At 43.6% G+C, this 24,478-nt stretch carries 15 protein-coding genes and 1 riboswitch; of the genes, 9 read left to right on the forward strand and 6 right to left on the reverse strand.

What is annotated here, in order from left to right; translation table 11 throughout:
* Positions 1–17 precede the first annotated feature (17 nt).
* Positions 18–152: a hypothetical protein gene (locus NLZ44_RS18440; protein WP_493750717.1), complete on the forward strand. Its 135-nt coding sequence runs from the start codon at positions 18–20 to the stop codon at positions 150–152.
* Here NLZ44_RS18440 and NLZ44_RS18445 read toward each other — a convergent pair.
* The 6 genes from NLZ44_RS18445 to NLZ44_RS18470 all read right to left on the reverse strand — a co-directional run bounded on the left by NLZ44_RS18445 (position 132) and on the right by NLZ44_RS18470 (position 11,364).
* The gene (locus NLZ44_RS18445) at positions 132–6,413 is read right to left on the reverse strand and encodes a glycosyltransferase (protein ID WP_493750718.1); all 6,282 of its coding nucleotides are present in this window, start codon (positions 6,411–6,413) and stop codon (positions 132–134) included. The genes NLZ44_RS18440 and NLZ44_RS18445 overlap by 21 nt on opposite strands.
* Positions 6,414–6,464: 51 nt before the next feature.
* Positions 6,465–8,039: a methyltransferase gene (locus tag NLZ44_RS18450; protein ID WP_493750719.1), complete on the reverse strand. Its 1,575-nt coding sequence runs from the start codon at positions 8,037–8,039 to the stop codon at positions 6,465–6,467.
* A 12-nt stretch (positions 8,040–8,051) separates the two neighbouring features.
* On the reverse strand, positions 8,052–9,470 hold the full coding sequence (locus tag NLZ44_RS18455; RefSeq protein ID WP_493750720.1) for an ABC transporter ATP-binding protein: 1,419 nt from the start codon (positions 9,468–9,470) through the stop codon (positions 8,052–8,054).
* A 77-nt stretch (positions 9,471–9,547) separates the two neighbouring features.
* Positions 9,548–10,393: an ABC transporter permease gene (locus NLZ44_RS18460; RefSeq protein ID WP_048895007.1), complete on the reverse strand. Its 846-nt coding sequence runs from the start codon at positions 10,391–10,393 to the stop codon at positions 9,548–9,550.
* 202 nt (positions 10,394–10,595) lie between these two features.
* Positions 10,596–10,952 (reverse strand): DUF4278 domain-containing protein, encoded by a 357-nt coding sequence (locus NLZ44_RS18465; RefSeq protein ID WP_315641925.1) that lies wholly within the window; start codon positions 10,950–10,952, stop codon positions 10,596–10,598.
* Between the two features lie 40 nt (positions 10,953–10,992).
* Positions 10,993–11,084, reverse strand: a riboswitch (Glutamine riboswitch).
* A gap of 157 nt (positions 11,085–11,241) precedes the next feature.
* Positions 11,242–11,364, reverse strand: coding sequence for a DUF8629 family protein (locus NLZ44_RS18470; RefSeq protein ID WP_035759729.1), 123 nt, complete (start codon positions 11,362–11,364; stop codon positions 11,242–11,244).
* 86 nt (positions 11,365–11,450) lie between these two features.
* Here NLZ44_RS18470 and NLZ44_RS18475 point away from each other — a divergent pair, with 86 nt between their 5' ends.
* From NLZ44_RS18475 to NLZ44_RS18510, 8 genes are all read left to right on the forward strand, one after another.
* Positions 11,451–14,579 carry a UPF0182 family protein gene (locus tag NLZ44_RS18475; RefSeq protein ID WP_493750721.1) on the forward strand — a complete coding sequence of 1,043 codons (3,129 nt, stop codon included), beginning with the start codon at positions 11,451–11,453 and terminating at the stop codon, positions 14,577–14,579.
* Positions 14,580–14,983: 404 nt separating this feature from the next.
* Complete coding sequence (locus tag NLZ44_RS18480) at positions 14,984–15,460, forward strand: NAD(P)H-quinone oxidoreductase subunit N (protein ID WP_006669642.1); 477 nt, start codon at positions 14,984–14,986, stop codon at positions 15,458–15,460.
* A 39-nt stretch (positions 15,461–15,499) separates the two neighbouring features.
* Positions 15,500–16,609 (forward strand): circadian clock protein LdpA, encoded by a 1,110-nt coding sequence (ldpA, locus tag NLZ44_RS18485; RefSeq protein WP_006620452.1) that lies wholly within the window; start codon positions 15,500–15,502, stop codon positions 16,607–16,609.
* Between the two features lie 67 nt (positions 16,610–16,676).
* The gene (locus NLZ44_RS18490) at positions 16,677–18,455 is read left to right on the forward strand and encodes a R3H domain-containing nucleic acid-binding protein (protein ID WP_493750722.1); all 1,779 of its coding nucleotides are present in this window, start codon (positions 16,677–16,679) and stop codon (positions 18,453–18,455) included.
* 180 nt (positions 18,456–18,635) lie between these two features.
* Positions 18,636–20,192 carry a CheR family methyltransferase gene (locus NLZ44_RS18495; protein WP_493750723.1) on the forward strand — a complete coding sequence of 519 codons (1,557 nt, stop codon included), beginning with the start codon at positions 18,636–18,638 and terminating at the stop codon, positions 20,190–20,192.
* Between the two features lie 20 nt (positions 20,193–20,212).
* Positions 20,213–21,352, forward strand: a complete 1,140-nt coding sequence (locus NLZ44_RS18500; protein WP_006669641.1) for a chemotaxis protein CheW — start codon at positions 20,213–20,215, stop codon at positions 21,350–21,352.
* Positions 21,353–21,519: 167 nt separating this feature from the next.
* Positions 21,520–22,974 carry a HAMP domain-containing methyl-accepting chemotaxis protein gene (locus tag NLZ44_RS18505; RefSeq protein WP_493750724.1) on the forward strand — a complete coding sequence of 485 codons (1,455 nt, stop codon included), beginning with the start codon at positions 21,520–21,522 and terminating at the stop codon, positions 22,972–22,974.
* Between the two features lie 89 nt (positions 22,975–23,063).
* Positions 23,064–24,470, forward strand: a complete 1,407-nt coding sequence (locus tag NLZ44_RS18510) for a methyl-accepting chemotaxis protein (protein WP_493750725.1) — start codon at positions 23,064–23,066, stop codon at positions 24,468–24,470.
* The last annotated feature ends 8 nt before the right edge of the window (positions 24,471–24,478 follow it).

Genomic DNA, 24,478 nt, shown 5'->3' on the forward strand with positions numbered 1-24,478 from the left:
GTACCGTTATTTTGGTTATGAGAAACGGAATGAGGGCGGAAAATTTAGCGGGGATGTTGAACAAGGATCATATATCTGGTTTTGGGGTTTCCGGGGGAGGGGAACAAGTCCCCACAGGGAGTCGGATGATTTTAGAACTGTTTGGGGCGTAAAACACATAAACAGAAATCTGACGCTAAACCTCCGGGGATTTCCATCAGGATTTCTTCAAATTCTAATAATAGCCGAACTAGGGCTTCTGATTTGGGGTCGCCGGGTAACAGTTGCGTATGTTCTAACAGGGGATACAGAGGATGCAGAATTGCACCACCAAAGGGATTGTATACCTCGATATTAAAGTAGTATTCGATGAATGGTAAAATTAGCTTAGAACGCACGGCTTCGGATGGGTCGGTGGCGAAGACTTGATGAATGGTGGGATTGATAAAGTTTTCTTGAATTCCAGAACGCAAGATTTCCCCAAAGCATTTATACAGGCGGTTAATTATTTTCACCTGATGGGGGCTATAAATGCAGTAATTATCCCCTACATATTCATTGATGATAAAGTAGCCATCGGGATTAAGGCAGCCGTGAACTATGCTTAAAAATCGCTCGATTTCTTTGACGTGATGTAAGGCTCCCGAACAGAAGGCAATATCGTATTTTTTGCCTTTATCAAGAGTAAAGGTATTGAAATCGTCCTGATAAAAGTTGATATTAACTCCCACATTAGCCGCAGTTTGGCGGGCAATATTTAGGGATGCTTCGGAGAAATCAAAGGCATCAATATGGTTGGCAAACCTTTGTTGTGCCATGACGATTTCATGGTTGCCGATACCACAACCTAGGGAGATTAATTGGTCGAAATTTCGCTGGCAAAAATAGTCTTCAATTAGCCATCTTAGCCAATATTTTTCACTCTGACCACCAGACATTCGCTTATAAATGGTATCAGCTACAATGGGGTTCGATACCCACTGACTGGCTATGGCTGCAGTGGGGTTGGTTTCCCAGTAGTTTTTATCCTGGGGTGCTTCTATGGTAAGGGTTTCTGGTAGCACTGGAGTTTCTGGGGGTGTTTCTGTTGCTACAAGTTCTAATTCTGCGGCTTCTAATTCTGGCGCTTCCTGGGATAACTGATGAGGATTCATTAAATAGGCTTCTTGGAAAATCTCACCATAGGCTGCTGTCATCTCCTCAAAGCGATTGAGGGAGTCTAGGACATATTTGGCATTTTGGGCGAATTGCTGCCTTTTACGCTCATTTTCGAGCAGTTCGGTGAGACATTTGGCTAACTCATCGGGTTGATTGGGTGTATAAAATAGGGCATTAATTTCACGGCGCACTTGTTCAGGAATGCCAAATACAGGGGTGGTGATAATTGGTAAATCAAAACCCATGGCTTCTAAAATTACGCGGGGATAACTTTCGATGCGGGAGGTGCAAATAAAGATATCCGCCGCGCGATAATAAAGGGCTGTTTCGGGGGTTTCTGGGACTACGGAAACGCGACTGCGTAAGGACTCTGGTAGTTGATTAACTAGGTTGGCTAATTGACTACTGTAAAGGCTGGGTCGATCGCCTACAATTAAACAACGGATGCGAGAATGCCATTGGGGGGGTAGTAAGGGGAGGGCTTTAACTAGGTCCTGTTGACCTTTGCGATCGCAAACTGTTCCTAATAGTAAAATCGCGATTTCTCCGGGGTCTATATCCAGGGTTTCGCGGGCGGATTTACGATTCCATTTTTCGGCTTGGGTTAAGAGGCGATCGACATCCAAACCATTATGAATCGTGATAAAATTATGGTGGCTATTCAATGGCAAATATTGGTTACGGGTAGCATCAGCCACAAAAATCACCCGATAGGGGAAGCGGAAACATTCCAAAGCCTGGGCAGCAATTTCACCCCCAAAGCGATTAAAATAGGTCTGCCATGGTTCACTCTCATGGACATTCCACACACAGGGAACCCCCACATTTTCGGCGGCGGCTACCATAAAGAAATTCTCTAAGGTATTGGCATAAACCAGGTCATAGCTATCAAGGCTTAACTCTTCAGCCAAAGCCGAAATAGCCTGATAATAACCCTGTCTATCGTAAACACCAGTTAAGGGATGCTCTCGGACTATTACTTTAATTCTCTGCTGTTCATATACTTGTCGCAGGGGTCCATCAGTGACACTAAAGATGACAGGTTCTATATCCCCATCTCCCGCTAATTTTAGGGCTATTTCCAACTGATGTAAAGGGGCTCCTGTGTATTCCAAAGCATTACTACACATAAGGACTTTGGGTTTAATTTTTACAGTTAAGTTATGCCAAAAATAGCGCCTGGGTTGTATCTGGAACCACTCATTAGCCAGGGATAAATGGGGGCTATAAAAGGGGTCAATTTTATCAGCATAGCGACGGCGGAAGGTAGCCACTTCTTTGGGGTTATCCCCAAAACCGCGACTGGTTCCTTCTCGGTGAATTAATTCAGCATCAGGACAATAAACACAACGATATCCCGCCTCAGATAGTCGATAGCCATAGTCGGCGTCGTTATAGGCTACAGCAAAATCGGTTTGATTAAAACCCCCCATTTCTAAAAATAGTGCTTTAGGAGTTAGTAAACAAGCGGCGGTGACGGCTGAGTAATTTTTGACTACTTTAGAATAGGCTAAATAACCAAAATCATCTCGATGAGTCAGTTTAAAAGCATGGCCTGCCAACCCATGATGTAACCCATGAATAATTCCGGCGTGTTGAATAGTATCATTGGGGAAAATTAACCGCGCGCCCACAGCACCCACGCCCTCAAATTGACCATAACCAATCATTTGAGATAACCAGTCTGGGTTAAGTATTTCTGTGTCATTATTGAGGAATAGCAAATAATCAGCTTCTACCTGTTCGGCGGCGCGATTATTAATGTAGGCAAAACTAAACCCAGTTTCCGGATTAGGAATTTTCAGAACCCTGCATTTGGTGGACTCTGACAAACTGGCTAAATATGCCAAAGTTTGGGGGTCATCACTTTGGTTGTCAATGACTACAATTTGATAGTTTTGATATGTGGTTTTTCCCAGGGAATTAATACAGGCTTGCAATAGCTTTAATTGATTTTTTGTGGGAATTATAATAGCTACGGAAGGTCCGGTATTGGGGAAAGTATGGCTAAATATACCTAGATTTAATTTGACCGCCCATTGGGGTTGATGAACAGTAGCGGCGCTTTGACGGCGGGTGATAGCATCAGTTATGGCATTCTGACCCGCCTGGAAACTAGCAGGTTTGGCGGCACCGGAAACAGCGGTAGAACCGGGAGCAGTACGCCAATGATATAATACTAGGGGAATATGAGCAATTTGGCGAGCTTTTTCGGTGGCTCTGAGGGCAAAATCATAGTCTTGGGAACCTTCATAGCCAATGCGAAACCCTCCTAATTCTTGGAAGAGGGAATGACGCACTACTAGGGCGTGACCCATGTACATATAAGATAGTAGTAATTCGGGCGACCAGTCGGGTTTAAATTGGGGCGCAAACCGTTTACCTTGGGTATCTATTTTGTCATCATCACTATAAAGAATATCAGTTTCTGGGTGTTGGACTAGGTAGAGGGCAATTTCGGCTAAAGCGTCGGGAGTGAGTTCGTCGTCGTTATCGAGAAATAGGATAAAGTCTCCGGTAGCGAGTGAGGCGGCGCTATTGGTGGCGGCGCTAATATTGCCATTTTCTGACCGGAAATGTAGCCTGATACGGGGTTCGGTTTCGGCTAGTTGATTTAGGGTTTTAGCAACTTCGGGGTCGCTGCTAAAATCATCGGCTATACACAGTTCCCAATGGCTGTATATTTGACTACAAACACTGGCGATCGCTTGTTGTAAAAACTCTATAGGAGGGTTATAAACTGGCATCACCACCGAAATTTTGGGCAGGGCTGTCGCCGGAACCGCCGCCAAACGGTTACGCAAAATATCAGCCGCTTTTTCTGTCCAGGTGTTAGCTTTTAACCAAGCATCATAAGGGTCAATAGTCGCCGGAACTTCAAAACCTGTTGGTAACAAAACTTCCCCAGGAATTTGACTGGTTTGGTCGTACATTTCCGACATTCGCCGTATAATAGTCGGAATTTCCCAAGGCATGGGAATTAAACGACCAAGGCGCTGTTTACGTTCCGCCGCGCGTTGTCGAATAGCCGCGCTAAGTTTAATTAACTGTTTAGTCTTACCAGAAACTTTATTGATAGGGCTAATTCGCTTAACAGTGAGGGGCTGTTTTTTGTCTACGGCTACTGTTTCCCCATTTTCTAGTTGCGCCTCAAGGGAAATATTCCAAGTTCCCGGAGGTAAATTAATTAAGACTTCCCAACCACTATTGGAACTACCTACCCAGTCGGAGAAAATTTCCCCCACGTCACCCCGGGGAAGTCCATAAGCACATTCTACAGTTTCCTGTCCATAACGCAGGAATAGTTTAGTAATTTGGTATTGAGGGTGACAACACCAACCCGCAAATAGAGTTTCTCCTACGGGGACGATATTTGTATTAGGTACATCAAATGCAGCTTGTAGGGGTGAAACTCGCAGGGGATATTCTCCAAACTGATGCCATTTTCCCCTAGTGTCTTTCACTTCTAATTGCACTCTATGATTACCGGGAATTAGGGGAATTTGCACCCGAAAACCACAGTGAGAACTACCGGAAACATAATCATATATATTCCCCACGTCCAGACGTTCTATATTATAGGTTCCCTCGAATATTTGCCCATTAATACGGGCGCGAACTTCCTCTAAATTGAGTTTCCCGGTATGTAAACACCAGCCCTGAATTTGCATATAACTATCCCGACACCCCAGCAATTCCCAATTAGTAGGGTTATCAATAGAAGACACAAACCGAGGTTTGAGGGTGCGTCTGGCTTGCCTTTTCGCCGTAGCATATTTAGTGCGAATTTTCCACAATTTAGAGGATTTAATAGCGGCTAATTCCCCTTCCGCCAAGTTCCGCGCCATTTGGGTCTGTCCGAGTTCCTCTTCTAGTTCTCGGAGTTTAGCAAAGGCTTGTTTAAATTGGACTTGGCTAGTTTGTAGTCTAAATTGAGTCTGTCCTAATTCGGTTTCTAAACTGCTAATCTTAAACTGGGCGTTATGTAGTTTAAATTCGTTGATTCCCAGTTCGGTTTCGGTATTAATTAATTGACTCAGAACATCTTGATATTTGATATCAAAATCTTGATATTTGGCTTGAATTGTTTGAATTTCCCCCTGGGTTTTTCCGAGTTCTTTTTCGGTGGCTACCAGTTTAGTTGTGGCTTCTTGCAAACCCACTTCTAGGTTGTGCGCGTGGGCTGTCATTCCCCGCAATTCTAGGGTCGTGGCTTCCAGTTCCCCCTGGGTTTTTCCTAATTGTTCTTCGGTAGTGACTAATTTGGCGATCGCATCTTGTTGTTTAATCTCTAAACCATTCAGTTTTAGTTGAGTTCTACCCAGTTCAGTTTCCTTACTAACCAACCTATCTACAGCATCATGGAAATGGTCTTGCCACAGCTTAACATCAGCTTCTAAAATACCGCATTCTTTTTCCAGTTTCCGAATAGTTGACCAATCTTTAAACGCCCAACTAGGACTAGGCTTTTGTTGCACAGCTTCTCGTTCAAAATTATTTAAACCACTGCCTAAGTTTTTCGCCGCTTCTTCTAGTTCTTGATATAGGGTCAGTGATTCTGGGAAATAAGCCCCGATTAGTCCGGGCTTTTTACTTTTAATAATATCATTACTTAAAAGTTTTTCATCGAAGTTATGGCTGTTATCGTCAATTCTTAGCCCTAAATCAAACTTGTGATTAAGTACCTTCACGAAATCTATAGAATAGTTACCTACTTTATAAACATTAGCAATTAAGCACCTTTGGGGATTGTTTTGATAAAAATTTAGGATTTTTCGATTATAAAAAATCCACATTTTAACCGCCATTTCTGGGGAGGTAATCAAGGCTTCATCTGTAGACCTACGATAAAGAGAGTCTACCACTTCCCAGGGAGTTCTATAAACAAAAATAAACTTAGCTTCCGGTATCAGTTCCCCCCAAAAATCCAACAGCAGAGTCGTCCTAGGATCTTTCCATCCCCAGGGAGATAATGAGTCTTGATTTTGGGTGATTAGTTGTTGCGCCTGTTGTCTTTGAGTCGGTGTTAATGATATCTTATCTTCCGTCACGCAGCCCAATTCATCAATACCATTATCGCGCAAAATATCTTTATGAAATTCCACAAAATCAATATTTTCAAAATGTCCCTTTATATTCCCATAATTGGAACCCACCAAATTTTGACCAATATTTACACCATATTCCTGAAGTAAAGAAGCCGTTAAAGAAGTGCCAGAACGGTGCATTCCTGTGATAATTAAAGTTGGTGATTGACCCTCTGATGCTGTATCCATAGATTTTACTTAACTAATTCAGTATGTATAATTTTTTGATATCCATGCAGCCTATTCATTTACAGGCAAGCCGAGAACACGCTTTAGTTTAAACCATTTTGTCCGCAGTTTCCAAAACTTGCTACTCTCCATTGCCTGAATACGATTTTCCAGGGTATCAAGCTGATGACCCATTATCTGCATTTGGGACTTTAGATGTTCCCATTCGCTTTTCTGGGAGAGATATTCTGTCTGATATCGCCCCTTTTCAGCTTCCGCGTCGAACTTTTGCGCCTGATATTGGTCTATTTGGGATTGATATTGGTCTATTTGGGATTGATATTGGGCTATTTGGGATTGATATTGGTCTATTTGGGATTGATATTGGGCGATTTGGGATTGATATTGGGCGATTTGCTGATTATGTTGGTCTACGGTGGCTGTCAACTGTGCCTGAGTTTGGCTAAGTTGCTGGCGTGCCGCAGATAGTTTAATTTCCCAATTTCTGCGGCTGGAGATGGCCACTAAGCGATCGCCTTCTATAATCGCCTGTAAGCCCTTACTAGAGACAATTTTGATGATTAATATATCCTGGGGGGAAATCTGGTCACTAGAGAGGACACAGGACCAACCTGAGAGTAAAAAATCTGGCTGTTGGTAGTGGGCGACAATATCGGGGCGTTCCTCAGAACAGGGATAGACACCAATAAGGCGAGAGTCTGACCATAATTGAACTTCTACAGTTACCCCAGGGTTAAAATCAATGGCCCATCCACTCAGGCGGACTTCTCCGTTAGGTTGGATATAGCAATAGTCAATTTTCCCTTCTGGATGATGATAGAATGTCAGGGGATGAGGGGATGCTACAGAGCGATCGCTTACCGCATAAAGGTCTTGATAGCGGTTTAAGCCTTTAGGAATGCGGGTAATTTCAGCATTACCATCACTAATGCTATCAAGTATTCGCCGCACATATTCTTCTGTCACCCAGGTAGTGCCATACTCTTGTTTATCGAGAGATTGACTTTCACTATCTGGACTAAATACCAACCCCGTTTCTGACCTAGGGATATGGGGGTCTAATAATTCCATATCCAAGACACTAAATAATAGTAAACCCCGTTTTGATTTCAAATCATAAAGTTTTTGCATCCAGCGTTCAAAAGTAGTGGCTGGCATATGGCTAAAAAAGGAAGTCGCCATAATCAAATCAAAGTCGCGATCAACTTGGTAATCTTCAGGAACCGACGTAGACACAATTCCCTGTACTCCCAAGTATTCGCTTTGGAATTTAACCGCCTTTTTATAGATATCAGAAACCCAGATTCTTTCCGGTGGGATTTCTTCGATTAAAAAGCGAGTGAACCGACCATATCCACAGGCAAAATCTAAGAAGGACTCCACCGCCTCAAATTCGCAAAAATGCCAATCCACAAACTGTTTTACCGTGTCCAAAATTGCCCGACCCATAGTATAGTAATAGGTCAAAGCACGATGGGAGTTTTTATCTTCTAGTTGATTAAATACATAGGAGTACATTTCATCGATCGCCATAATTTCCCGTCGAAAAGTTTGAGGCGATCGGGCTAAGGTCTGAATCAAAACATCCACCAGGGGATTATCATTAACAAAAATATTAGTTTTCATGGCAGATGTTATTTATCCCACGGATACACCATCTAAATTTTCCCAATGAACCTTACCAGAGGTAATAGTTAGTTGTGGTTCAACCAACAGGTCAACAACACCCGTACCACAGGACTCTTCGCAGGGCTGAACCCTAAACATAGCCACATCAACGCACCTATCTAAATAGGTAAATTCCCCTTCGACGATACCGGATACACCAGCATTCAAGAAATACACATCAGGAGCCAGGAGGCACTTAAACTGAAATTCTAGCATGATTTTAGTTCCGGCATCAACATATTTAATTAACTGAGAGGTTGCCAAAAAAGAAGCCCCCGCCAATTCATAGCCACTAACAGTTTTAACCAACATCCCAAAGCGGACATGGGAGGCGGACTTCATAAACTCAACTTCGTAGTTATAAGTATAGGTTTGACGGGCGACCAAATGATTAACTCGCTTACCTTTTAAAGTTCTAATATGGGGGTCTTGGATAGTTGCACCCCGGCTAGGATAACGAATCAATTGGTCAGGGACCAAATTCGGGTCGTAATAGTCTCGATAATCAGGATTATGTTTAATCATACCCTGACTCTGACCCTGACTATGATTACCATTTTGTTGAGAGATACTAACTACTTTATGGACTTGATGTTGAGGAGGCAATGAAGCTTTAATCTGCTGAATTTCGGCGCGCACTTGGGCGGCTGCATCAGCATCAGCATAGATCATTTTTTGATATTTAGAAACAATCATCTTCGGGGTATGTTCTAATAACATTTCCCCCTTATCCATAAGTACCGCCGAATCGCATAACTGGATAATAGAGGGGGCAGAATGGGATACAAATAGAATAGTACCGCCCCGGTCTTGGATTTCGTGAATGCGGCTAAAACACTTACGTTGAAAAGCCTCATCTCCCACAGATAGGGCTTCATCAACAATCAAGATATCAGGGTCAACGCTAGTAGCCACAGCAAAACCTAGGCGAATATACATCCCACTAGAATAGGTTTTGACAGGCTGATCGATAAAATCCCCGATATCAGCGAATGCGGCAATATCATCAAACTTGGTCGCAATTTCTTCGGGTTTTAATCCCAACAACTGACCATTAAAGAACACATTTTGTCGTCCAGTAAATTCAGGATTAAATCCACTACCTAACTCTAGCAAAGCGGACACACGACCATTAACTTTAACTTCGCCATGAGTAGGGGTTAAGGTTCCGGCAATAATTTGTAGGAGGGTGCTTTTACCGGACCCATTTCGTCCGACAATTCCCAGAGTTTGACCCCGAAAAACTTGTAGGTTGATATCTTGTAGGGCCCAAAAATTTTCAGCCAGACTGGTTTTTGGCCAAAACATCTCTTTGAGGCGATCTACGGGATGTTTATATCGCTTAAAACATTTGGAAACTTGATTGACGGAAATTGCAATATCAGTCATGGATTCTGATTGAGGATTAGGCTATCAATGGTAAGGTGGCGAACAGCGATAATTGTCAATTGTCTATATGTTGTGGTCTAAAGTACATCAGCAAAGGCAGGACGTAAGCGCCGATAGACTCCTAAGCCTATAGAGAAAATCACAATGGATACGGCTGTAGCCACGGCTAATTCTCCCCCATGTTGGATAGTTCCAACTAGGACTAGATCTCGATAACTTTCAGCGATCGCCGTAACCGGGTTCAGCCAAAACACCCAAACTCGCCACCCTTCAGGAATTTTGCTGGCTGGGTAGACAATTGGTGTGACATAAAACCACAAATTGAGAATTACCCCCAAAGTTTGGGGGATGTCTCGCAGAAAGACTGTCAGCGCCGCCGTCAAATATCCTAAGCCAGCAGTTAACAAAAGTTGTGGAACCCAAATCATCGGTAGTAGCCAGAGGGTTTGGTGAAGACCTTGATAGGAGAAGCCCACAAAGATAATCAACACCGCTAAACCAAAGGTACTCTCAATAAAAGCCGACAAAATTGGCACCATTGGTAACAGCCCCAGGGGAAAGACTACTTTTTTGACCAGATTAGTTTGTCCAATCACAGAAGTAGCCGCCTGGGTCAAGCCATTGATAAATGCAAACCAAGGAATTAGACCAGCAAACAGCCAAAGTCCAAAAGCCAGTTTACTGTCTTCTGGCATTCCTGTAATGCTTAGTTTAACCTGCAAAACAATAGAGAAAACATAGGTATAGATCAGCAGTTGCGCCAACTGATTGAGTAAAGGCCAGAGGTTTCCCAGAATAGACCCTTTGTATCGCGCCTCTAGGTCCCGTTGTACAAGGGTAGCGAGTAAGTTGAGTTTTGTGCGCCACTGACTATAGGCAACTGGAGATATCCCCCCCCAAACTCTGTGTACAACACCTTTCATTGACCTAAGCAATTTTTTGTCCCTCGTCCACTACACACACCACAGCCAAATATCTTATTAGAGACAATGGTTTGAGGACAAGTGTGCCACATTCGGTGTCTTGATTGCTAGTCCCAGGGCGTTAATAGGGTAGTCGATCGCCAAAAAAAACACCCCAACAGGGGTGCATTAAGGTATTTATTGACAGCTAATCAGATGTTATCTACCAAGCTGGGTTATAGATTTCGGCACTGTTGGCATCTAACCCAACCTGATCAGCCAGACGATTAAACATTGATTTTTCCCGTTTCCAGGCTGACCGTTGCTGCTTGAGGATTAATTCCCGAGAGCGATCGGCTACCGACAGCGGAGTTTGAGAAGGTGTAGCCACTGCTTCGGGGTTATTGGAATATTTCACCCCACGATAAGTCAGGTTATGGCTAGGTTGCAGAACAGGTGCTTTTTTCAAGTTACGGAAGCGCCAGTCTTGACCACGATACTTGCCACCTACTTGACCAACGGTGGTTTCAACGGATTCGGTATTTTGGCTGTAGCTAACGCCGCGATATGTAAGTCCCATGATTTTCGCCTCTCTTGTTCAAATTGGTTAACTTTAGTGAGGCGCGTTCCTTCGGGATTACTCCCTACTTCCGTCTCCCCTCCTCTGAACATTAGGGCTAGAAAACCCTTAGAGCGAAAAGAGATGAACGATTTGTTTTTGTTTCTGTATCTATTGTTACCGTTTCCCAAATAAATGTCAAGGGTCTATGGGATTTCTTTAGAAAATTTTAACAATTTTGCTAAATACCCCAAAAGGGGTAGAGACAAGGCTGGCCTTGTCTCCGAGGGGTTTGAGAGGTGGTGGGTTCCTAATGAGCGGAACCGTTACCATGATAGTCGTCGCTGTCGTAGAAGCCGTTTTGTGTGCCGAAGAATATGCAGGCGATGCTAAATACCACGGTTAACCCGACTAAAATTAACTTGATATCCATATTTGGGGTATCCCTCCCGATAAATTGACTAACCATTGGGATTGTAAACGGTTCTGAGTGAGAGCGTCCATACATTAGGGCCAATTATGGCTGGGGCCGAAACTTCTACCCATGGTCGATACCATCAAAAGCGATCGCCTGACACGCGATCGACTCCAGACGCTAAAATGGTCAAAGCGCGTAAATCTAACCTACTCGATGCCATGATATCCAAAAACTGGATCCTAAAAGCGCTTCTGTTCCTGTTCGGCGCATGGTTGATATTTGATATGATCACCTGGGTGATCGCCGAATACCTATGGTTTGATGAAGTTGGCTATTTATCCGTATTCAGGCGACGACTGCTAACCCAAGTAGGATTATGGGTCCTAGGGGTGGGTTTGAGTGCAGCCTTTCTGTTCTTCAATTTGGCTATTGCTGACAAATTTCGCTATCAATCCGCCATTAAATCTTACCACCGATTTGAGGATGCCCTATTTTCACCGCCTCCCCCTAGCTCACCCCCAGCCTTAAATTTGCCATGGCTATCTTTTCTGGTAATTGGGCCAACTATGTTCATGGTGGTGATGATACTCCACTATGGCTATGAGTTTATTACAGATTTCAACATCAGCCTAGAGCAGGATTTGGTTGTTCCCTTGCTACCCCGTCGGTTTGATTTTGCCGTGATTTGGGAAATGATAACTCAGCAACCTATCCAATGGTGGCAAATTGCCATTAGTGTGGTTCTGACTATGGTAGTTATCATTAAACCACAGCTTTCTCTAAGTGCGATCGCTGTATTTTTTAGCCTCGGTTTTGGTTGGGTTCTCTCTAGTCACTGGATTAATGTACTGGGATTTTTCTACCCCACCGATTTTCAGATTACAGAAGGTGTTTTTAACAAAGATATTAGTTTTTATATTTTTATCATCTCCGCCATTGACTTAGTAGAATTTTGGCTATTCGGTCTATTTATCTTGACCTTAATTTCCTGCACCTTGATTTATCTCCTGTCTGGTGATAGCTTTAACCAAGGAAAATTTCCCGGATTTTCTCGGTTTCAGCAGCGCCATTTACATGGCTTGGCTGGTGTGTTTATGCTATCTATGGCTCTGCGCTATTGGTTAAATCGATATGAGTTACTATATTCAGAACGCGGGGTCGTATTTGGGGCTGGCTATACTGATGCCAATGTGGCTGAACCAGCCTATTCCTGGTTGTTTTTCATTAGTATATTATTTGCACTGTTTTTATTCTGGCAGGCTTTCTTTTCCGTAGAAGTCATTAAACCTTATGTCGAGTTTTTCTTGAAAAGAATGGGCTTGCGTCGTTGGCGATCGCAGCCAAAACGCTATGCCAAATTATTCGCAGATAGCTATTCTTTGAGGGCGATTTTATCTGTATATATTTTAATGGGATTTTTTGCTAATGTTTGGCTGCCAGAAATTGTGCAAAGAGTCATAGTTCAGCCTAACGAATTAGAGCGAGAATTGCCATATATTGAACGCAATATTCAATTTACCCAAAAGGGTTTTCATCTTGATAATATTGATATTCAAACCTTTGACCCAGACGCTCAACTAACCCTCGCTGACCTAGAAAGCAATTCTCTCACCATTGATAATATTCGGCTGTGGGACCAGCGACCCCTATTACAAACTAATCGTCAACTCCAGCAAATTCGACCTTATTATGAATTTCTTGATGCTGCTATTGACCGCTATACTTTGCTGAAACCAGAAGAGGAACAAACACCAGATAATCGTACTCAAAAACAACAGGTGATTATTGCCGGACGGGAATTAGACTATCAGTTAGTTCCCGAAAAAGCGCAAACTTGGATTAATCAACACCTCGTCTATACCCACGGTTATGGATTTACCCTATCTCCAGTTAACAAAGTAGCGGAAGGAGGACTACCTAAATATTTTATCAAAAATATCGGCCCTGCGCCTCGGTTTAACTCAGATACTACCCTAGAAGTTGATCCTCGCGTTGAAGATAGTATCCCTATCGGAAAGCCTCGCATTTATTACGGTCAACTCACTAATACCAATGTGATGACTGGTACTAGAGTTTTGGAATTTGACTTTCCCTCCGGTGATGAAAATGTCTATAATACCTATAGCGGTGATGGGGGTATTCGGATTAATTCCCTATGGCGGCGGTTACTGTTTGCTAAGTATTTAAAAAACTGGCAAATGATTTTTACCCGGAATTTTTTGCCGGAAACTAAAGTGCTATTTCGTCGTCAAATTCAACAGCGAGTTAAAGCGATCGCTCCCTTTTTACGGTATGATAAAAATCCCTATTTGGTAGCCGCAGATAGCAGTTTAGGGCAAGATGTGGTTCCCGAAAATGCACAGGAGGGTAAATATCTCTATTGGATTTTAGATGCTTACACCACCAGCAGTCGCTACCCCTATTCTGACCCGGAAGATGGCGAATTTAACTATATTCGCAACTCGGTTAAAGTGGTAATTGATGCCTATAATGGCTCCATTAAATTCTACTATCTCAGTGAACCCAGAGACCCGCTTTTAATCACTTTGCGTAAGATTTTTCCGGATTTATTGGAACCTATCGAAAATATGCCAAAATCTTTGTATGAGCATATTCGATATCCCCAAGATTTATTTAGAGTCCAATCAGAACGCCTATTAACTTACCATATGCAGGATGCTAGGGTGTTCTATAACCGGGAAGATGTCTGGCGCATTCCCACCGAAATTTATGGCGGTCAAACTCAACGGGTCGCGCCTTATTATTTGATTATGAAACTACCCACCGAAGCCATGGCGGAGTTTATTCTATTGCAGCCATTTACTCCCGCCAGTCGCCTCAATTTAATTGCTTGGTTAGCGGCGCGATCGGACTCCCCCCAATATGGTAAACTCTTATTATATCAGTTTCCTAAGCAGCGATTAGTATTTGGACCTGAACAGGTAGAGGCACTAATTAACCAAGAACCCCGAATATCTGAGCAAATCTCACTGTGGAATCGTCAAGGTTCACGGGTGCTTCAGGGTAATTTATTAGTAATTCCCATTGAACAGTCTTTGTTGTATGTAGAACCAATTTATCTCGAAGCTACTGAGAATAGTTTACCTACTCTAGTAAGGGTAATTGTTGCCTATGAAAATCGCATTGTCATGCGTCCGACTTTAGATGAATCTCTGCAAGCTGTTTTTGATGCTGACCCCATCGAACCCGCCATTATAGTTCCCAATTAACAATGAATAATTAACAATGAATAATTAACAATGAATACAGCTTCAGAAATCGTGCTAAACATTACCCTCACCCTAAATCCCTCTCCCCCCTGGGAGAGGGACTTTGACAGCCTATGGCATGATTACTGAAAAGGCTGTAATGAATAATCAATTTCTAGGTGGGGAGGCGAGGTTGATAATTAGCAGTTATTAATTATTAATTATTAATTTCCGGGGCGAGGTTGATAATTAGCAGTTATTAATTATTAATTATTAATTATTAATTATTAATTATTAATTTCCGGGGCGAGGTTATAGAAGAACCCGCCCCGAGAATTATCAATTGTGTGGCCGGAAGGTTGCCCGATCGCCTAAATCTGGTAAATTTAAGGTAACAGTTGAGCAAACAGACGGTAATTGAACCTATGGCACTGATTACAACCGGTGGGAAACTAATTCGAGATTTGGAGTCGGAAGGAGCTTTAGCGCTCTATGTTCCGTTGGAGGGAGGATTTGAGGGACGTTACCGCCGCCGTCTCAGGATAGCTGGTTATACTACCTATAGCCTATCAGCCAGGGGATTAGGTGACTTGGCGGCGTACTTGTTGGGGGTTCATGGTGTCCGACCGCCTCACCTAGGTAAAAAAAGCAGTGGTAATGATGCGGCGGTGGGAGATATTTATTATCTTCCTCCGGTGGTCAACTATCAGTTAGAGAATCTGCCCCCTAACTCCAAGGGATTAGTATTATGGATCATAGAAGGGCATATTTTGTCAAGCCAAGAGGTCGATTTTCTCAGTCGCCTACCGAGTATTGAACCTCGGGTTAAAATTGCCATAGAGATGGGAGGCGATCGCCAATTTAGCTGGAAACCTTTAAAAAATGCGATCGCCGTTGCCTAAGCGCCAACCATTTCCCGCATCCATGTAAACATAGAAAATGTGATCACTACTGATTCCCCTCTAACATCACTGAAAACAGGTCGCTGGTTCAAACTCATTTGTGGAGCCAGTTACCAGCACCTGCCATCAGTTCGCCATTTAGCCCTAGCTTATACCCTAGCGGGGGCGGACTGCATTGATGTTGCCGCGGACCCAGCCGTGATCAAAGCTACCCTGGAAGCGATCGCATTATGTGCTGATTTAGGAAATCAGGCTCGCCGCCGAGGTTTTGGCTATCGAGGGAGACCGTGGTTAATGGTCAGCCTCAACGACGGAGAAGATCCCCATTTTCGGAAAGCTGAATTTGAAGCCACAGCCTGTCCCAGCCATTGTCCCCGTCCCTGTGAAAGCATTTGTCCGGCGGGGGCGATCGCTTTTAGCGACCTACAAGCTGGGGTTATAGATGAACTATGCTATGGCTGTGGTCGGTGTATTCCCGTTTGTCCATCAAATTTGATCCGCGCTCGGTCCTATGTATTTACCCCAGAAGCCGTCGCGCCGCTGATATTTCAAACCGGAGTTGATGCCATCGAAATCCACACCCAAAGCGATCGCGAAGCCGACTTCCGTCGCCTGTGGAATCATATTCAGCCGTGGATACACCAACTCAAAGCGATCGCCATTAGCTGTCCCAACAGCCCCGACCTAATCGATTATTTGTGGAGTCTGCACCAGCTAATCACTCCCCTACCGTCAACAACCGCCTTAATTTGGCAAACCGACGGTAGACCCATGAGTGGCGACATAGGTAGTGGCACCACCAGAGCCAGCATTCAACTGAGCCAAAAGGTGTTATCCGCCCAACTACCAGGATATGTGCAACTAGCAGGAGGCACAAATGATTATACTGTAGCCAAGTTGCGATCGCTAAAACTTCTCCCCGATGAGGGAACCGAGAAAAACTCCACTTCCCCAAAAGTCGCCGGAGTCGCCTATGGTAGCTATGCTCGCACCTTACTTTCCCCCATTTGGGAATCCCTAGAATCTCCTAATCAGGAATCTGACCCCCTAGAAATGTCAAAAATCACTCAATTAGAAACCCAAGCAGACCTACTATGGAAAGCCGTTAACCTAGCAAGTTCCCTAGTTGCCCAAATCAAAGGATTTTGAGGTTTCCTGCCTCCAAATCCCTCAACCAGTTCTCACCCTATTGATTGAACACTTCAACCTGAGAAGTATGCAGATCACAGACGACCTTAACAGATTGCTTGATATTGTTCCCCCAACAGTCCGAAAAAACCTGATCAACCACCCAGAACGCGAATGTTTGATTGAAATAGTTATGGATTTGGGTCGTCTCCCAGAGGCTCGTTTTCCCAGCAATGCCGAATACCTATCCCAACAGCCTGTTACCTGGGATGACTTGGGCCATTGCATATCCCGCATTGGTGAGTTTAGCGGTGACAACCGAGCCGGTATTGAAAAAACCTTACACCGGATTAGTGCCATTCGCAACCGCACCGGGAAAGTTATCGGCTTAACCTGTCGAGTTGGTCGCGCCGTATTTGGCAAAATCGGCATGATCCGAGACTTGGTAGAAACCGGAGGCTCAATTTTGATGCTAGGTCGTCCTGGTGTCGGCAAAACTACTGCCCTGCGAGAAATTGCCCGCGTCCTAGCTGATGAACTCCATAAACGGGTCGTAATTATCGATACATCTAACGAAATTGCCGGGGATGGAGATATTCCGCACCCCGCCATTGGACGAGCCAGACGTATGCAGGTAGCCAGTCCAGAACTGCAACATCAGGTCATGATCGAGGCCGTGGAAAACCATATGCCCGAAGTGATTGTCATTGACGAAATAGGCACAGAATTGGAAGCCCTCGCCGCCCGCACGATTTCCGAGCGGGGTGTGCAATTAATCGGAACCGCCCACGGTAACCGCATTGAAAACCTGATGAAGAACCCCACTTTAGCAGATCTGATTGGCGGAATTCAAGCCGTCACTCTGGGAGATGATGAAGCACGGCGGCGGGGTTCTCAAAAAACCGTTTTGGAACGTAAGGCTCCCCCAACTTTTGATATTGCCATAGAAATGTTGGAACGGGAACGTTGGGTTGTCCATGAGTCGGTATCAACTACTGTTGATGGTTTGCTGCGGGGAATGCAGCCAACTTTACAGGTCAGACAAATGAACGATCGCGGTGAAGTCACTGTTACCCAAGAACGTTATAGCACCCCCGCCGCTCGGAATGCGGTGCCAGCAGGATCATCTACTGGTTCATCCCGACCCTTACCCCCTTTGTCTGCACCCGGTTTGGGGGGTCTGCGGGCTTCCGGGAAAATGATGCCACTTCCCACTAGCACTACTGTTCGCGAAGGGTCTGCGCCGGAAAATAAACCCGCCACCCAGGAATTTGAACAGTTGCTGAATGCCTCCTTTGATAGTCAAGGATTGGGGGATGACAATGGTTTGGATCTGGGGGATAATGGATTTAATGAGGATGATTTGCCTCTGCATATCTATCCCTATGCGATCGCTCGCTATCAGATAGATCAGGTGATTCGCACTCTGATGTTGCCTGTGGTGGTGACTAAGGATATTGACAGTGCTGATGTCGTCTTGGCTTTGCGATCGCATATTCGCAATCAGTCCAAGCTGCGACAAATGGCAAAAAATCGCCATATACCCATTCACACCGTTAAATCTGGCAGTCCCCCTCAGATTGCTAAGGCTCTGCATCGGTTACTACACAGGTCAGATCCTAGCACTCCAGAAGTTCCTGATCTGACCCTGTTTGCTTCCGGGAATTCCTCTGATGAACTCGAAGCCTTAGAGGAAGCCAGACTAGCAGTAGAGGAAATTGTCATTCCCAAGGGTCAACCTGTGGAACTTTTACCTCGTTCCCCAAAAGTGCGAAAAATGCAGCATGAACTGGTCGAACACTATCGCCTGAAATCTAACAGTTTCGGCGAGGAACCCAACCGCCGGATCAGGATTTATCCAGCATAGCAAACACATCACAACTATAGAGGCAGCCTGTTCGGGTTGCCTCCGTTTACAATAGATAATTAAAATATAACTATTTTCCCTTTCAACTTTAGCAAGTTTAAGGAAAAATTAATTCACTCTCTACTGTTCCCTCTTGCCTTTGATAGTGTTGTTTGGGCAAATAACTTAACTTAATGGTCAATGATTCAACAGCTTATTCAACTAATTGCTACCATGACTGGGCTACATATTCGACCCCAGGATTATGGGACTTTCTCCCAAAAAATTTGGCGACGGGTTCAGCAACTACATCTTTCTAGTTTGAATGAATACTATAATTTGCTCACCGCCGCCAATACCGAGAGTCAAACCGAATGGTCGGAATTGATGCCTTTGTTGACCACCACGGAAACCTACTTTTTTCGCGATCGCGGTCAGTTTAAGTTATTGCGTGAGGTCATACTACCCGAGTTGATCGCCGCCCGAAAATCCTCTAAAACTCTGCGTTTGTGGAGTGCTGGATGTTCTACCGGGGAAGAAGCCTACTCTTTAGCTATTTTAGTGCAACAGTTGCTCCCAGACTGGTCAAATTGGTTAATTGAGATTACCGGAACTGATGTTAATGAAGTCGCCCTACAACGCGCTAGAGATGGCGTATATAGCCATTGGTCTTTTCGCATGGTTGACCCCGAGGTGCAACGTCAATATTTCTATCCCCAAGGACAGAATTGGTTAGTTAATCCCGCCGCTAAAAGTTTGGTTAGGTTCCTGAAACTTAACTTGGTGAGTGATAATTGTACCAATGCGATCGCCAGTCTTGGTAAAATCGATTTAATTTTATGTAGAAATGTTTTTGTTTATTTCGAGAAACCCTATATTGTACAAGTTCTGAGAAAATTCTATCAGGTACTTAGGCCCGGTGGGTATCTGATGACAGCCCATGCAGAAATTCAGGGATTATTACTTGATGAGTTTAAAGCCTGCATTTTTCCAGAGTCCGTGATTTATCAACGGGAAAAACCTCCCCAAAATCTCTCTGTATCCTCCCCCAATGTCTCCCTAAACCATCGCCAGCCTTTATCCCCGTTGCTAAATCGAGCCTATTATCACCCCAATGGTAGCCGTTTACCATCCCCTTCTCAACCTCCCGCCAATCACGGTCAACAGAAACAAGGTAATCTCTCGACTTTATCGATTGTACCGCCACCCATTTCCGCGATACCCACTGCATCAGAACAGGCGATCGCCATTAGTCAAAGCCTCGAAGAAGCCAAAAAGCTCATCAACCAAAAAGCCTATAATGAAGCCCTTAAAAAAGTTCAAGAATTTGTCGCTAACCATCCCCAAAATTTTGATGCTCATTATTTAATGGCGAAAATTTATGCCAATAGCGGACAGCATGATCAGGCAATTTTACATTGTAAAAAAGCCTTGGAAATTAAGTCATTATCCATTGAACCTTATTATATTTTGTTGCACATTGCCCAGGAGCAAGGGGACTTACAAAACGCTAAAATTTTCTCCAAAAGAATCATCTATTTATCCGATGTTTCTGCTTCGTCAATTTGCGCTCATCTCGAGTTAGCAACTGTCCACGAAAGGGAAGGAAATTTACCCCAAGCCAAAAAACTGTACTTAACTGCATTATCCCTGTTAAATACAGTTCCTGCCCATCTTCCTGTACCCTATTTAGGGGAAATTTTAGGAGGAGACTTAAAGGCTTATCTCCAACAGAAATTAAATCTGATTTTGTATTAATAAATAAGGCACTGAAAATTATGGAAACTAAACCTTATCTGATGTTTAAGTTGGGAGGATTGAATTATGGCGTAGATGGCTTCTTAGTTCAAGAGATTTTCTCCTTACCTGAACTCACCCCCATTGTCGAAGCAGCCCCCGAATTAGTAGGTATTCTGAATTTACGCAGTGAACTATTATCAATCATTGACTTAAATATTCATTTTGGACTTGCATATAGTCAAAATCCTTATGCAATTGATGATATTATTATTGTCCTACAGTTAGGTGATGAAAAGTTGGGAATTTTGGTGAATGAAGTGTGCGAAGTGCAGATGATTTCCTCCGAGGATATAACCAGTAAGATTCCCTATAGTATGATGGTAGAAATACCAAGTTACCATAGTTCCGGCTCTCATCATCATGCGATCGCTGGATATGCCGAAATTGAAGACCAGATTATTATGATCATAAATCCCGAATCTTTACGGGATCATATTATATCTGATAGTCCCGAAATTATCTCCGATCGCAGTAATTCTCATCGAGATAGTTTAGGGAGTGAAACTCATCGAGATGACCATGATTATCCAGTCCCCAAAAACCGTAAAATTCCCGCTTTCTGTCCTGACGCAACACCAGAAGAAAGGCAGATTTTTCGGGAACGTGCCGAGAATTTGAGGCGCAAGACCGAGAAAGATGAATTGTCCGGGTTAATGTCCTTGGCTGTCATTGGTTTAAACGGTGAATACTTTGGCGTAAATCTCTCGATTATTCGGGAATTTACCGATATTCATAATGTTACCCCTATTCCTTGCACCCCCCCTCATATCGTCGGTAATATGAACCTGCGGGGTGAAATTGTCACCTTGGTTGATATTAGGGGAATTTTGGGTCTACCAATGGATATTAACGGTAATTCTCAAAAAGCCGCGATCGTCCAAGTTGGTGAAGTAGTCGCCGGAATTATTGTTAATGATATTTTTGATGTCACCTATCTAAACCCCTCCGCTATTAAGCTAGTTCCCGCCGCTGTTCATTCTACCCAAGATGAATATTTACGAGGGACAGCAATTTATCGCGATCGCCAAAATCCCCAAGCACAAAACCGGATGATGAGTTTATTAGACCTCGAAAAAATCCTAGTCCAAGAAACCCTGGTAGTTAATGAAGAAATATAAACCAATTGTTAACTAATTATAAAAACTCTATCGTTTGGCATATTCCCGCGTAAAATAGTAGTGATAATCAGAATTTAGCTATTTTTTCAGATTAGCCACAGTTGCCGACCCTCCGACCCTCGACCATTTATAGACAGCAATGCCAATCAGCGCCTATTTTTACTAACATGATGCAAAGATTAACCACCAAACTTTACTGCGGTTTCTTCCTGATACCCGCCACAGTCATCCTAGCTATAAGTAGCTATTCGGTTTTTTCATTCTGGCGCATCGATTCGCGCATTGGCACTATCTATGATGATCGGGTTATACCCCTTCAGCAAATCAAAAATATCTCCGATGCCTATGCTATTCAGATAATTGATGCCGTCAATAAAGCCAATAGTGGCTTAATCAGCACCAATGCAGCCTTAAACACTGTTAATCGTTCCATAGAAACAATTAGCACTAACTGGGAAAGTTATAAAAACACCGAATTAACACGAGAAGAAAGAGAACTCGTCAACGAAATTGACCGATTATTTCTTCCCGCCCAAAATCGCATTACCGAACTGCAACAAGCCCTACAAAGAGGCAATCCCGAAGACTTAGCCGCCTTTGACGGACAATTATATGATGTCATAGACCCCCTCACCGCCAGACTTCAGGAGTTAATTGATTTACAACTGCGGGTAGCCTCAATCGAAAGGGAGAAAGCTCGCGCCGTATTAAATGAAACCCTGTTATTATTTGGATTATTAATCTTACTTTCCATAGTAATCGCCTCTCCCCTAGGTTACTTTTTAAGCCAATCTATTGCTAACACCTTTAAACAAACTATTAGAGCAATTTCCGAGAGTTCCACAGAAATTGCTGTCGCCACAGAGCAACATGAACGCATTGCTACAGAACAAGCAGCAGCCGTTAGCGAAACCACCTCCACCATGGATGAATTAGGAGCCTCCTCCGAAGCCGCTACCCAACAAGCAGAAGCCGCCGTCACAGGAGCGAAAAAGGCTTTATCCCTGTCCGAAAGTGGTCAAACTGCAGTTAATAGCACCTTAGAAGGAATGGCTACCCTCCAAGATAAAGTAGAGGGAATAGCCCAACAAATTCTCCGCCTCAGTGAACAGACAAATCAAATTGGTAACATCTCCCAATTAGTGGCTGATTTGGCTAATCAAACTAATATGTTAGCCCTAAATGCCGCTGTTGAAGCAGTACGAGCCGGAGAACATGGGCGCGGTTTTGGGGTAGTTGCTACCGAAATCCGCAAACTGGCTGATGAGAGTCAGAAATCCGCCCAAAAAATCGGTACTTTAGTTTCCGATATTCAGACCGCGATTAATTCCACCGTGATGGTCACGGAAGAGGGAACTAAAACAGTTCGCTCCAATGTTGATGTCGCCCAAAAAACTGCCCAAGCCTTTTTGGGTGTCAAAGAAGCCGTGAATGATGTAGTTGTGAATAATCAACAAATATCTCTGAATATTAAGCAACAAACCCTCGCTATTAATCAGGTTTTGGAAGCCATGAATTCCCTAAAGCAGGGAGCCAACGAAACCGCCAATGGTATCGGACAAACCAAAAAAGGCATGGAACAGCTAAAACATATAGCTGATGAGCTGGAGTCCATTATTTAGGGATAATTTTAATATTCATAAACCGGGGATATTCAGACAGTAAATTTAGCGGATTGACGATTATTTAACATTTTTAGGAGTTACGAAAAATGCTGATGTTTAAAAAGTTAAGATACTGGATTGTGGGAGGATATACTATTCCCATATTCCTGATGATTGCTAGTGCCACGGTGGTTTCTGTTAACGTCGGTCGGGTGCAAAGCGAAGCCCAGCAACTAAATGTATCTCGTCAAATAGCTGAAGATATTGCTGAGATATCCTGGAATCTTCAGGCTATGTCCAGAACCCTGAGAGGCTATTTGATTGCCAAAAATCCTACATCTATAAATAGATGGAATCAAGCCAAAAATGATGCTAATCAAATCATAGGTTCGTTAACAGAAACTATGACTGATGAAAATCAACTTAAAACCATGGAGGAAATTCGGAAACAGTATGATGATTTAGTCGAATTTCACGAGGGTCTAATCCAAATAGTAGGGGCTGGTGACATAGAAGCAGCTCGTCAAGCCTGGATAGCAAATGGCATAGGGATCAGAGTTGCTGAGGATACTGCTAAGTTAATTGATCAGATGAAGAGTCGGGAAGCGGAACTGGTAAATATGCGAGTAGCCAGCCAAAGCCAAGCTCTGAATAATCTGTTATCATCTGTGTGGGTTAGTATTGGTCTAGCGGTGATAGTTTCGATTATTTTAGGAAGTTGGATTATCACTACTATTGTTCAGAAAATTACCCAAGAAGCCAATAACATCGCCCTAGCAGCTACGGAGATTGCTACTACTATTGAAGAACAGGAAAGGGTGGCTGTTCAACAGGCTGCTTCTGTGAATGAAACTAGCACGAGTATGGATGAGTTGGGGGCTTCCTCCCGTCAGTGTTCTGAACAGGCTTCTGCTGCGTCTTCGGGAGCGCGTCAGGTGCTGGCTTTGGCGGGAAGTAATCGCCAAGAAGATACATTAGATGGTAGTCCGAGTTTGCGGGAAAAAATGTCACAGGTTCAGGCTCAAATCCTGCGTTTGAGTGAAAACCTCAGCCAGATATATAATATTACTAATTTGGTTAGTGATTTAGCTAATCAAACTAATATGCTGGCTTTGAATGCTTCGGTGGAAGCGGTCAGAGCAGGGGAACATGGTAAAGGTTTCGGGGTGGTGGCTAGTGAAATCCGCAAATTAGCTGATCAAAGTCGCAAGTCGGCGGAAAAAATTGGCTCTCTAATTGCTGATATTCAAAATTCGGCTAATTCTACTGTGATAGTAACGGAAGAGGGGACGAAGGCTGTGGAAAAAATTATCGTTTCTATCAATGATGTGGCGGTGAATATTCAACAAATTTCTCTGAATACTAAACAACAGGCGATGGCGGTAGAGCAGGTGATTGATGCGATGAATAGCCTAAATACTGCGGCGCAAGAAACAGCGAACGGTTTGGCTCAAAGTCGAGCAGGTACTGAGCAACTTAATAATACCGCCCAGGGCTTAAAAAATCTGGTTTAGCAAGAGTT

The sequence above is a fragment of the Arthrospira sp. PCC 9901 genome (genome assembly GCF_059013425.1).